General features: G+C 55.6%; 12 protein-coding genes. 5 read left to right on the top strand and 7 right to left on the bottom strand.

Annotated features, from left to right (window positions below; all coding sequences use genetic code 11):
• Nucleotides 1-16: 16 nt before the first annotated feature.
• Nucleotides 17-610: a hypothetical protein gene (locus J7J49_RS04405; protein ID WP_215090506.1), complete on the bottom strand. Its 594-nt coding sequence runs from the start codon at nt 608-610 to the stop codon at nt 17-19.
• A gap of 554 nt (nt 611-1,164) precedes the next feature.
• Here J7J49_RS04405 and J7J49_RS04410 point away from each other — a divergent pair.
• A complete protein-coding gene (locus tag J7J49_RS04410; protein WP_215090507.1) occupies nt 1,165-2,019 on the top strand; it encodes an SDR family oxidoreductase in 855 nt (284 codons plus the stop codon).
• A gap of 231 nt (nt 2,020-2,250) precedes the next feature.
• Here the strand turns inward: J7J49_RS04410 and J7J49_RS04415 are convergent, their stop codons facing one another.
• On the bottom strand, nt 2,251-3,138 hold the full coding sequence (locus J7J49_RS04415; protein ID WP_215090509.1) for a MurR/RpiR family transcriptional regulator: 888 nt from the start codon (nt 3,136-3,138) through the stop codon (nt 2,251-2,253).
• Nucleotides 3,139-3,300: 162 nt separating this feature from the next.
• On the opposite strand from J7J49_RS04415, the gene J7J49_RS04420 reads away from it, so the two are divergent.
• Together J7J49_RS04420 and J7J49_RS04425 are read left to right on the top strand one after the other, a co-directional pair.
• Nucleotides 3,301-4,626, top strand: coding sequence for an aspartate aminotransferase family protein (locus tag J7J49_RS04420; protein ID WP_215090511.1), 1,326 nt, complete (start codon nt 3,301-3,303; stop codon nt 4,624-4,626).
• 74 nt (nt 4,627-4,700) lie between these two features.
• The gene (locus tag J7J49_RS04425; RefSeq protein ID WP_251048142.1) at nt 4,701-5,279 is read left to right on the top strand and encodes a carboxymuconolactone decarboxylase family protein; all 579 of its coding nucleotides are present in this window, start codon (nt 4,701-4,703) and stop codon (nt 5,277-5,279) included.
• Nucleotides 5,280-5,316: 37 nt separating this feature from the next.
• Here the strand turns inward: J7J49_RS04425 and argA are convergent, their stop codons facing one another.
• The 3 genes from argA to J7J49_RS04440 form a co-directional block, all read right to left on the bottom strand.
• The gene (argA, locus tag J7J49_RS04430) at nt 5,317-6,630 is read right to left on the bottom strand and encodes an amino-acid N-acetyltransferase (RefSeq protein WP_215090513.1); all 1,314 of its coding nucleotides are present in this window, start codon (nt 6,628-6,630) and stop codon (nt 5,317-5,319) included.
• 187 nt (nt 6,631-6,817) lie between these two features.
• Complete coding sequence (locus J7J49_RS04435; RefSeq protein ID WP_064235805.1) at nt 6,818-8,083, bottom strand: inorganic phosphate transporter; 1,266 nt, start codon at nt 8,081-8,083, stop codon at nt 6,818-6,820.
• Nucleotides 8,084-8,093: 10 nt separating this feature from the next.
• Entirely contained in the window at nt 8,094-8,774 is a 681-nt protein-coding gene (locus J7J49_RS04440) for a TIGR00153 family protein (protein WP_215090515.1), read from the bottom strand.
• 137 nt (nt 8,775-8,911) lie between these two features.
• Here J7J49_RS04440 and J7J49_RS04445 point away from each other — a divergent pair, with 137 nt between their 5' ends.
• Both J7J49_RS04445 and J7J49_RS04450 read left to right on the top strand, forming a co-directional pair.
• Entirely contained in the window at nt 8,912-9,811 is a 900-nt protein-coding gene (locus J7J49_RS04445) for a CYTH domain-containing protein (protein ID WP_215090517.1), read from the top strand.
• A gap of 53 nt (nt 9,812-9,864) precedes the next feature.
• Nucleotides 9,865-10,797: an ion transporter gene (locus J7J49_RS04450; RefSeq protein WP_215090519.1), complete on the top strand. Its 933-nt coding sequence runs from the start codon at nt 9,865-9,867 to the stop codon at nt 10,795-10,797.
• Between the two features lie 88 nt (nt 10,798-10,885).
• Here J7J49_RS04450 and J7J49_RS04455 read toward each other — a convergent pair whose 3' ends face one another.
• Both J7J49_RS04455 and J7J49_RS04460 read right to left on the bottom strand, forming a co-directional pair.
• Nucleotides 10,886-11,662 (bottom strand): HAD family acid phosphatase, encoded by a 777-nt coding sequence (locus J7J49_RS04455; protein ID WP_215090522.1) that lies wholly within the window; start codon nt 11,660-11,662, stop codon nt 10,886-10,888.
• A 203-nt stretch (nt 11,663-11,865) separates the two neighbouring features.
• On the bottom strand, nt 11,866-12,489 hold the full coding sequence (locus tag J7J49_RS04460) for an L-threonylcarbamoyladenylate synthase (protein WP_064235810.1): 624 nt from the start codon (nt 12,487-12,489) through the stop codon (nt 11,866-11,868).
• Nucleotides 12,490-12,497 lie beyond the last annotated feature (8 nt).

Here is a 12,497-nt window from a genome sequence, read left to right on the forward strand (position 1 = left end):
CCTCCCTGCTCTCAATTTAGAGCGATTCACTACCCGGAGTTGAACGTCTAACCGTGCTTCCCGCAGCGGTACTGGTTAAATGACTGGCGTGGTTATCAGCACCTGGTGTTTGCTGATCAGCGCTATACTGGTTCGAACTGTGCTGGCCGCTGGAGCTGTGTTTATCAGAGCTGTGTTTATCAGAGCTGTGTTGACCAGAGCTGCGCAGAAAACGAGAAACCAGGAAGCCAGCGGCAATCACGCCCCCGATAAACAAAGCAGGTTCGCGGCGACTGAAACTCTGCGCTTCATCGCAAACACTGCGTAAATCTTTATCACGCAAGTTATCCGAAAAGCGCTCGGTCGTATCAGCAAACTTTCTCGCTTGTTTTGAGAAAAATGGCTGCTGCTGGTTATCAAACTCATCGGCCATTTTTTGTAGAACGCCGGTTAGTTTATGGGACTGTTCCGCAGCATTATCGCGCTGTTGGTTAAAATAGCCTTCAGCTTGGTGTTGGGCCGCCTCTCCTACCTCGTGGGCGGTGTCGCGACCTTGCTGCTTGAGCGTCTCTGTTGAGGGGCTCGGCTGGGCAGAGGCACCTGGGTTAGTCTGCTTTCCTTGATCGATCATCTGTCACTTCCTCCTTGTCGTCTCACTTGTCAGCATCCGTGGTGAAACAAAATCAACGTCATCAACCTCAGCGCACATCTAATAGGTGTAATTAATCAGCACAATTATAAGCTTAAATAAAACAAGCACTAATACTTAGCTAATTACGCCGTTTATTTAATAGACATGCCACACATAAAACATAGCGGTCATTCTTTTATTGTCAATTTATGGGCATTTATTTTTTCTATAGTTAACTATCTTATTAACATAGGTTAATAAGATAAACTTTAAAGCCAATTAAATAACATTGGTTATAGAAAATATATTCGTTGCCGTTAGGTTTGCTTGTTTCTACGTCCTTGGTCTACGTTGAAGAGTGACGTTGGGCCGAGGAACGGAGCCGCGCCGGATGCGCAGTGCCCATCCGTTTTTAAGCCGCAGCTTTTATGCCAATAATTTCTGCGCCAACGAGTTCTGTGTAACCAGTTCTACGCAAACAGTTCTATGCAAACAATTCTGTGCAAACTATTTCTGTGCCAACTATTTCTGTGCAAACAAAGGAGTGACCGCACATGAGTGATCAACAGCAACCACCCCAGCACCAAGATAAGCAGCCTGGTGATGAACATGCCATGCACCCAGAGCCCGAATACATCCGTGCAAGCTACCGGGGCGCCGATAAGTTACTGGACAAAGTCGCGATTATTACCGGTGGCGACAGCGGCATTGGTCGCTCAGTGGCGGTTCACTACGCCCGCGAAGGTGCCGACAGCGTGATCGTCCACCTCAAAGAAACCCAAGATGCGGAAGAGACCAAACGGCTGGTAGAAGCGGAAGGTCGCCGCTGTTTGGTTCTAAAAGGCGATGTGGCAGCGCCCGCGTTTTGCCGTGAAATCGTTAAGCGTACCCTTGATCACTTCGGCAAGATCAATATTGTGATCAACAACGCCGCCGAGCAGTACGACTGGGACGACATCACCGAGATCCCCGACGATCAACTGCTACGCACCTTCCAGACCAACATCTTCAGCCACTTTTATCTGACTAAATCCGCCCTGCCGCATCTCAGCGAAGGTGACACTATCATTGCCACCTCTTCGATCAATGCCTTTAAGGGCAATGATACGCTGATCGATTACACCGCCACCAAGGGGGCTATTCAGGGGCTGGTACGTTCGCTGGCGATGTCTTTGATGGATCGTGGTATTCGCGTGAACGCAGTGGCGCCGGGGCCGGTATGGACACCGCTGATTCCGGCCAGTTTTGATGAGGACAAAGTTGCCTCATTTGGTGATCAGGTTCCCATGAAGCGTGCCGGGCAACCTAGCGAAATGGGCCCTGCCTATGTCTATTTGGCCTGCGAAGAGTCCTCCTATATGAGCGGCCAAACGCTGCACCTGAATGGCGGGGTTATCTTAAATACCTAATACCCAATACCCAATACCCAAGGGTTTCTTATTAAGATAGAGCGCACATTAACGGGGCGGCCTTGAGCCGCCCTCTCATCAGAGCGCTGTACATAAAGGCATCGTAGCGCCGATATATTCCCGCTCGGGAATATTTAATCCTAATAAGGCGAAGAGGCGACTGATTATTACCGCTCGGTAATAATCGAAGGATTTACCTGACAATGAGGCTGGATCAACAAATTTCGCCTCTCACTGCCGCCTGGGGATAGCGGTCGAATAGGTATTGAGATGCGAGAGGTGATCATCCGCTTGCTGCAACGCCTCTAGCGTCATAGGCCGGTCGAATTCTGCCAATAAGGTGCATAGTACTTCGGAGACCGCTAACGCAGGGGTTAGCGTATGGAAGAAGCTGTCGCTTTCCGTGGGGCAAAAGATTGCCTGGTCTGACAGCGCTACCAGCGGTGAAACCTCGCTATCGGTGATCGAAACAATCCCCACACCCTTCTCTTTTGCCAACTGGGCCAGTTCCAGCGTCCCTGTTGCATAAGGTTTGATGGAGATAACCAGCATAACGTCTTCCGGCGTCGCACGAATTAACGCGTCTCCGCCGGTTCCCCCCGGGCCATCCAGGTGAACCGAACGCTCGCCCAGTAGGGTCATCACGTAATGGAAGTGCCAGGCAATGGCATGGCTGGAGCGTAAACCTAGCACGTAGATCTTTCTCGCTGACCTCAGTCTATCGGCGGTGGCTTCCAGCCGCCGCAGCGAGTCAGGCTCGCAGAGTTTAGCCAGCTGGGCACTTAGCCCTTGAAGCATATGATTGGCGATATCGCTGGCTACCGTTTCGCTACCTCCATCAACCCGCTGGCGAACCTTAGCCGCAAAGCCATCGCCGCCCTGCCTAAGCGCCGCCGCATGCTGCGCTCGAAGTTCATCGTACCCTGATAACCCCAAGAACTTGGCAAGCCTGGTCATGGTGGCGGGTTGTACCCCCGCTAGGCGTGCCACCTCGCGCATGGAGACCAGCGCTACTTCCTCGGGATGCTCAAACACATAGCGCGCGGCCTGTTGCAGCTGCGGTGACATGGCATCGTACTGGGCAATCATCTGCTCTCTCAGCGAATCGCTTGGCTGCATAGTGGTTGGCTCTGTGAAGAAATAAGGGTTGGCTCTGCGAGAAAATGATCCATGTGACTCATACTATATTTAAATGATTTATTTGTTGCAAACATCTTTGTGAGTGTGCCAATCTCCTTGTTATATGAATTTCTCACCGTTTGATAATGAGGGTCAGGGGTTATGACGCGTATTCTTCACCGTGGTATCGGCGGGGCACTTCCTTATGCCGCGTCAGCGCAGGGTGTCTATATCACCGATACCACGGGGCGTCGCTACCTGGATGGATCGGGGGGTGCAGCGGTTACCAGCGTCGGTCATGCTCACCCGGAAGTGCTGGCCGCCATGCGCGCACAGATCGATAGCCTTTGTTACGCCCATACCGCTTTTTTCACCACCGATGTCGCCGAAGCACTTGCTGAAAAGCTGGTAGATTTAGCCCCGGCCGGGCTGGATTACGTCTACCTAGTATCGGGCGGGTCGGAGGCCGTTGAAGCGGCTTTAAAGATGGCACGGCAATACTTTGTCGAGATTAATCAGCCCCAGCGGCGACACATCATTGCCAGACGCCAGAGCTACCACGGCAACACCATCGGCGCGTTGGCCACCGGTGGCAATGCCATGCGGCGCCAGCAGTTTCAACCCATTCTGCCCGAAACCCACCACGTATCGCCCTGCTATGCGTATCGCGATAAGGGCGACGATGAGTCTCCGGAGGCCTACGCTGCAAGGCTTGCCGATGAGCTTGAGGCAAAGATTCTGGCGCTAGGCCCCGACGAGGTCATGGCCTTTGTGGCCGAACCCGTCGTTGGTGCCACCTTAGGGGCGGTCGCCTCTGAGGCGGATTACTTTAAACGCGTGCGTGCCATCTGCGATAAATACGGCGTACTGCTGATCCTCGATGAAGTGATGTGCGGTATGGGCAGAACCGGCACCGTCTTCGCCTGCGAGCAAGATGGAGTAACGCCGGATATCGTTACCATCGCCAAAGGGCTGGGGGGCGGCTATCAGCCCATCGGCGCGGTGCTGCTATCGGCCAATATCTACTCAAGCTTCGCCAATGGCTCTGGGCTGTTTCAGCATGGCCATACCTACCTAGGCCATCCTGTCGCCGCCGCAGCCGCCAATAAAGTGGTTGAGATCATTGCACGTCCGGAAACAATGGCAAACGTTAATGCCATGGGGGCGAGACTGCAGAGCGGCCTTGAAGCGGCGCTTGGTGCCTCGCCCCATGTTGGCGATATTCGCGGCAGAGGCTTGTTTCGCGGTATCGAGCTGGTGGCGGATAGGGAAAGCAAAACGCCGTTCGACCCGGCTCGCAAGCTTCACGCCAAGATCAAACGTCAGGCCATGGCTCGCGGCCTGATCAGCTACCCTATGGGCGGCACTATTGATGGCATTAACGGTGACCATATCCTGCTGGCACCGCCCTATATCATTGCCCCTGACGAAGTAGATTTGCTCATTGAGCGTATTGCCGCGGCCATCGACGCCGCTATCGCAGAGTGATGATGAAATAACAACTATCTCAAACAGCCATCTCAAACAGCCATCTCAAATAACGATCTGACTGGAGCTCAGCCATGACAACCCCCGTGACACCGTCTCCCTGCCCGCCTGTTTCCGATGCCGACTGGCCTGAAGAGATCGCGGATTTACGCGAAGATTTTGCTGGCGCACTCAACGTTTACCGCACCATGGCCCACCACCCGGCCCTGCTTAAAGCATGGGCACCGTTGCGCCAACACGTTGTGAAGGAGAATGCCTTAGGCCCGGAGTTGACCGAAGTGGTGATTCTTCGCGCTGGCCTACGTATGGGCTCAGCGTACGAGTGGGCCCACCATGTCAGTCGAGCGCTCGCTCTAGGGTTCTCCGAGGCCCGCATCAATGCCCTTCGCGGTAACCCCGAAGGCGTTGACGGGCTTATCGTCAAGGCCGTGGATGCGCTATTTGACGAGCGCATGCTGGCCAGAGAGCAGGAAGCAGAGCTTGCCGAGGCAATCGGGCGCACCGCCGTCATCGACCTAATCGCCATGGTGGGTTTCTATTCGGTGCTGGGCTATTTGCTCAAAACCTACGACACACCGATTGATGAGAATATTCAACGAGAAGCGCAAAAAAAGCCGGCGCTGTTTTCCATAGCGCCGGGCTCCAGCTCATAAATCAGCTGTGCTAACGGTTCCCCCTTTTAAAAGCGAGTCACGTCAGTTGCTTGACCAGTACCTTCGATTTGCGGGCGTGATTGTAGGTTTCGCGTTTTAGTGGCGGTAGGTCTTCCAGACTGGCGGCACGGAAGCCGTGCTCCACAAACCAGTGTGCGGTGTGGGTCGTCAGCACAAATATTTCCGTTAAACCGCGCTGGCGGGCACGGCGCTCCATGGCTTCGACCAAGCGCTCGCCGCGCTCGCCGCCGCGGTAGCTGTCGTGAACCGCCACGCAGGCCAGCTCGGCAATGCCGGTGTCAGTGAACACGTGCAGCGCCGCACAGCCAATCACCATGCCATCGCGCTCAATCACCATGTAGTCATCGATCTCATGTTCCAGCCGCTCCCGGGAGCGCGCGACCAGCATACCCCGGCGTTCTAACGGCTCCAACAGCTCCAGCAATCCCGCTACATCGTTGAGCGTGGCCGGGCGTAGCTGTTCGTAGCGGTGCTGGGTGATCATGGTGCCCACGCCGTCGCGGGTGAACAGCTCCCCTAGCAAGGCGTCGTGGTTGCGCCAGGAGAGCAGGTGGGTGCGCGCCACGCCTTCCCGTGCGGCGGTGCAGGCGGCCTGTAAATGGCGGGCTAACTCGCTGCCTGGAACGGCGTGGGTTAAACGCGGCTCCGCCTCCGCTGGGGAGAGCTGGCGCAGCAGTGCGCCGTGCTCATCTTCCAGGCCTTCCGACTCGCCGAGCAGAATCAGCTTATCGGCTTTTAGCGCTACGGCGGCGTGCTGGGCAACTTCAGAAGCATCCAGATCGAACACCTCGCCGGTGCTGGAGAACCCCAGCGGCGGCAGCAGCACCAGCGAGCCCTTTTCCAGCAGACCTTCAATGGCGCTGGCCCGCACCCGGCGAACTTCGCCGCTGTGGTCGAAATCGACCCCTTCGCGTACGCCTAACGGCTTGGCAGTCACCAGATTGCCGGAGATCACGCTGAGCTCAACACCGTGCAGCGGCGTGCTGGGCAGGCCTAGCGAGAGCCGCGCTTCCAGCCATAAGCGCTGGTGGGCGGCCACCTGCTCTACATGGGCCATCACCGCGCGGTCGGCGACCCAACGGCCATCAATACGCGTGGGCTCAACGCCTGCCGCCGTTAGGGCCTCATGCACCTGGGGACGAATACCAAACACCACCACCAGGCGCACGCCCAGGGTATGCAGCAGGGCCAAATCCTGGATCAGTTGCTCCCCTCGCCCAGACGCCATCGCTTCGCCTTCAATTAAGATGACAAAGGTTCGCCCCCGGTGCGCATTAATGTAGGGGGAGGCGTTACGAAACCAATCAACAAAGGGGAAGCGCGTATCCAAGGGCCGCTCTCCGGCAGCAGGTGAAAGAAATATCAGACGTTTACCACATCCAATCAGGTTACTTTACCAGAGCGCAAAAAACAGCGGCACCTTCTAATGTAAATCTGCTCAATCTAATGCAGAAAAACATGAAGATGCCGCTGTGATGTTACCGCTTGGCGACTTATAAGCGCATGCGAGCCTGTTGTTAGCCGAACATGCCCTTGAACATAAAGAAGAACAGAATCGCCAGGCCCGCACCCGCGGGTAGGGTGATCAACCAGGACATCACAATGGTGCCGATAACCCGTAGGTTTAGCGCGGCCATACCGCGCGCCAAGCCAACGCCCAGTACTGCGCCAACGAGGGTATGCGTGGTCGAAATGGGCAGGCCAGTTCCTGAGGCCAACACCACCGTGGTCGCCGCTGCCAAGGTAGCGGCAAAACCACGACTTGGCGTCAGTTCAGTAATCCCGGTGCCCACAGTGGCAATCACTTTATGGCCGTAAGTGACCAAACCCACCACGATACCGCCGCCACCTAGCACCAGCACCCACCAGGGCACCAGCGCAGCGCTGTCGATCACGCCTTCGCTCCGTACAACGCTAATAACCGCCGCTAGCGGGCCCACCGCATTGGCTACATCATTAGAGCCGTGGGCAAAGGCCATGGCGCAGGCGGTAAAGATCATCAGCACGCCGAACACGCGCTCAACGTTGTCATAGCCGAAGTGATCGCTGTCGTTCTGCACGTATTTGACCCGACGCTGCATAAAAACACCCAGCGCCATGATAACCACACCCAGCAGAATGGAGAGCAGCAGGCTTTGGCCAAAGCTGAGATCCAAGCCAACGTGGGACAGACCTTTGGTCAGCGTCACCATGGAGACAATAAAGCCGACCAGGAAGATATAGCCTGGCACGTAGCGTTTGGCTGCGGCAAAGGGGTCGTCGTTTTCAAAAATCAGGTGGTGAACCGACTTAAACAACACGAAACCGATCGTACCAGCAAGCAGTGGCGAAACAATCCAGCTGGAGGCTATTTGACCTACTTTGCCCCATGCCACAGCTTCCATGCCGAGGCCTACCGCACCAAAACCGACGATTGCACCGACAATGGAGTGGGTTGTAGACACCGGCCATCCACGGGAAGAGGCAATCATCAGCCAAATGGCGGCAGCTAACAGCGCCGAGAGCATCCCGTAAACCAACAGTTGCGGATTATCCGCCAACAGTACGGGGTCAAGCATTCCCCCTCGAATGGTCGCGGTGACTTCGCCACCAGCTAACCAAGCGCCAAGGAATTCAAAAATAACCGCGATAATGATCGCTTGTTTGATAGTGATCGCTTTCGACCCTACCGAGGTTCCCATCGCATTGGCGACGTCGTTGGCACCAACGCCCCAGGCCATAAAGAAGCCGAACAAACAGGCCAGGATGATAAAAATTTCACCGTGCTGGGCAATAATCAGCATGAAAGTCCCCTTAGCGGGCAGTCAGGATCTGCAGACGGCTACCCACGCGCTCGGCGCGGTCGGATAACTCACCTACCCAATCAATGATCTTGTAGAGAAAGATCACATCTACAGGCGGTAGCTGGCTCTCAAGCGCGAACAGCTGGCGACGAATGGTCACCTGTTGGTCATCGGCCTGATGCTCGAGGGTGTGCAGTTCACGGATCATCTTCTGCATCACATCGGAGACATTTTTGCCAAAGCCGGATTCAAGCAGGTCTTTAAGCTCTTCCAGCGCCTGGCGCGCTTGAGCCACGCAAGCCACGCTGGTTTGGATGTAGTCACGCATCGGTTCGGCCAGTTCATCCGGCACGCGCATTTTACGCCCCAGCATAATGCCGGTAATGTCACGCACCTTATTGGCGATTTTGTCCTGCACACTAATCAAGTCGAGCAGGTCAGAACGCGAGACGGGCAGGAACATGGTGTTGGGGAGGTTCAACCGCAGCTCGGTTTTCAGCGTGTCGGCGTCATGCTCTAAGCGGGTGACGTTTTCGCGCAGTTCAGCCGCTTTGTCCCAGTCACCAATAAGCGATGCCTCGAAGAACGGCAATAGCTGGTCGGCGCATTCATTGGCCTTGACGATGTGCGCCAGTAGCGGCTGGAATGGCGAGCGGCCAAACATCGAAGAAAAAGGATTGGAGGTAACCATAGTGCCTTTAAGCCTGTTTTCGGGGAGCCTGGAAATGGCGGCGCCAGTATAAAGAGTGCGCCCGCTGCCGTCATGAAAAGTTCATAAATGTAATCAAATATTCATCTAAATGTCACGAAAACGAGGTGGCGAACATCATGAAAACACCAACCCCCGTCGAAGTAGAGCTAAAGCTAGCCCTCACTCCAGAGGGGCCTGCCGCGCTGCGCCAACACCCGCGCCTGGCGTCACAACCAGCGCTTCAGCAATCGTTGACCAATACCTATTTTGATTCCCCCCAGGGAGATTTGGCCAAGGCACGCATTGCGCTGCGCCTACGCCAGGTGGATGGTCAGCTACTGCAAACAGTAAAAACCGCGGGTCAGGGCAGCGGCGGGCTCTCGCAACGCCAAGAGTGGGAGTGGCAGATTACGGGGCCTGGGTTAGATTTAACGACGCTTGCCGAACTCCCCCCTTTTCAAGGTGAGCTTAGCGGTGTGCTCGATGCCCTCGCCCCCCAACTCAGCACCGATTTCACACGGCGTAGCTGGCAGCTAAAAGAGGGTGCACAAGGCCAGGAGAGTCATATTGAGTTGGTGTTGGATGAGGGCGAAATTATTAGCGGTGGCTACCGCACACCGATTCGCGAAGCAGAACTCGAACTTAAAGGCGGCGACCCGGAAGCGCTGTGGGCACTGGCATTAACCCTTGCCGAACAGATAGCGCTGCGGCCTTCAGACAGCAGCAAAGCGGCCCGGGGTAATGCATTGAGCGAGCAACGCTGGCTGCTACCGCAAGCGCACTCCCCAGCGGAGTGGCAACACCGCGCCACCTTGGCACTGGACGCCTACCACGACAGCCAGCAGGCCAGCTTTCTAAGCGATGTCCAGCAGGCGTTGACCACCCTCGCCGATCACCCCGAACTGGATGTCACTTCGCGCGGCTATGCCCAGGCGCTTCCCAGCGCACTCGATGCCCACGGCCAGCCCAATAAGGCTTACGGTAAAGCGGCATTAGCACTCGCCCATCGCCTGGCGCACCAAACCGCGCTACGCTAGCAGTTTATCCCCCTTTTTCAGGACAGGATTGAGGCTCACTTCAGGATGATGCGATGAATTTACACTTAACCCCTGGCGGAGAAGGCCTGCGCGCGCGGCTGTTCCACATCATCTTCGAATCCGACACGCCGGGCGCTAAGGCGTTTGATATCGCCTTGATCGTGGCCATTCTCATCAGCGTCGGGGTTATCCTGCTGGGTAGCGTAGAGCGCTATGCGGAGCACTACGGGGCGCTGTTTTTTTACGTTGAATGGATTCTTACCCTGCTGTTTAGCCTTGAGCTGATTGTGCGCATTTACTGCCTGGAGCGCCCGTTACTCTATCTAAAAAGCTTTTACGGCATCGTCGATTTAATCGCGATTCTGCCTACCTGGCTGGTGCTGCTGGTACCCGGCGCCCATGGGTTGGTGATTGTGCGCATCCTGCGCGTGCTGCGTATCTTCCGTATTTTGCGCTTGATGGAGTTTGTCGGTGAAGCAGGTCTGTTAATAGATGCCCTCAAACGCAGCCTGCGACAAATTCTGCTGTTTTTCTTCTCTATTTTTATGGTGGTGACGCTGTTTGCGGCGTTGATGTACACCATTGAATCTCCCGAGGCGGGCTTTACCAGTATTCCCATGTCGATGTACTGGGCCATTGTCAGCATGACCACGGTCGGCTACGGCGACATTGTTCCCGCCACCGCCCTGGGCAAAGCGATCACCATGGTGCTGATGCTACTCGGCTACTCGATTATTGCGGTGCCCACCGGGGTTTTCTCCGCCCAGGTAATTCGTTCTATTCGTGAGGATCGCTACTCCGAGGAAGCCTGCCCCGGCTGCGGGCACGACCGCCACGAAAAGCGCGCCCACTACTGCCTGCGCTGCGGCACCTGGCTTGATGAAGACAGCGAAGACCCGCGCAAGAAAGACAACGACAAAAAAGAGGAAGCTCAAAAAAGTAGCGGTGAGGGAGACGCAGACAAAAACGCGCCCCAGGACAGCTAGACTAAGTTGCTTAGAAACAAAAACTCAATGGCCTAACCTGGAGCGCGCAGCGTTCATTTAATGCGCAATGGAGTGGTTATCTAACCGATCACTCCACTTCGTGGGGAGCGTCCCAGGCATCTAGCTCGGCATCGCTCCAAGCGCCATAGGTTGCGTTGGGGAATACAATCCAGTCGTTACCAAACCGCTCGGCATTCTCCTCAACCAGCCCGTGCTGCTGTTCCAGATCGGCACCGGCGAAGTCACCCGCGAAATCGTGAAGCGAGTCGCCTAACTGCATTACTAGGGTGTGGTTATCAACCACCTCGGCACGGCGCTCCGCCTTGGCAGGCCCTAATAGCATCACGCTCTGTTCAGAGACCTGGGGCAGCTCTAGCGCTTCTAGAGTGGCGATCGTATCGTCCTCGTTCTCCTGATAGCGGTCGGAGACGTAAAAAATGGCCACGCCCTGCTCGTCCGCAAAATCCAGAAACGCTTTGGCTCCCGGCATTAAGCGCGGCTCGCCTTCACGTTCCCAATGCTTCCAGGTGTCCCAGGTGGTGTAGTCGTGGCACGCCTGCATATCGCGAACCAACAGCGCGCTATTATCCAGCACCGTTTCATCCAGGTCGGTAATGATAGCCAAGCCGTCGCTGCCACCATGCGCCTCGATCTGATCCTCAAGCCGATAGGTGGCGAGGGCAAACCCCTGGCGCTGCAGAGCGGCCGCTTCTGCAGACTGCTGCTGATAACGCAGCCCCATCGCGTAGGCTTTTTGAGCACACATTTCAGCATCATCGCTAGCCGCATGGCTGGCCAAAGGTAACGCGGTCAAACTGGCTAACGCTGCGAGACTACAGAGGCGAGAGGTGAAAGGTTTCGTCATTAAATGATCTCCTGGAATAGGCGATCTCAAAAAGACGAGGCGAGTCCTCGCCTTAAAGGATCACGATTTATTATCGAAAATAAGCACAAGGATCATATTTTATTTTCATTGATCATTCAAACAACAATAAAACCAAGCGAATCCCTGCCCGATATGCCTACGAGTCAAGGATTTGCCTTAAAATTAGCCTTAAAGAAGTGCTGTTAGCCGACGAAAGGCGAAATATCGCCGCGCCCTTCACGGATGATTGTCGGCGGCAGTTCGCGCAGGTCAATAACGCTGGTGGGGTCTAAATGGCAGGCACCGCCGTCGATGATGGCATCCAGATGGGCGCCAAAGCGCTCGCGGATCTCTTCCGGGTCGTTCATGGGCAGGTCATCGCCGACCGGGATCAGCGTGACGCTCATCAGCGGCTCACCCAATGCCGCCAATAGCGCGTGGGTAATGCGGTGATCCGGCACGCGTACACCAATAGAGCGGCGCTTGGGGTGCAGCAGCAGGCGCGGCACTTCGGATGTGGCATCCAGAATATAGGTGTACGGGCCAGGAGTATGGGCTTTCAGCAGCCGGAACACGTCGTTATCCACCTTGGCGTAGGTGCCGATTTCCGAGAGGTCGGAACACACCAGGGTGAAGTTATGTTTATCGTCCAATGAACGCAGCCATTTGATCTTCTCGATGGCTTTCTTTTCGCCCAGGTGGCACCCAAGCGCGTAGCCCGAATCGGTGGGATACGCCACAACGCCGCCTTTACGAATGATCGCAATGGCCTGATCAATCAGGCGCTTTTGGGGGTTTTCCGGGTGAATCTGAAAATACTGGCTCATAAGTTACT

This window comes from Halomonas sp. ISL-56, from assembly GCF_018612805.1.
Lineage (GTDB): Bacteria > Pseudomonadota > Gammaproteobacteria > Pseudomonadales > Halomonadaceae > Vreelandella.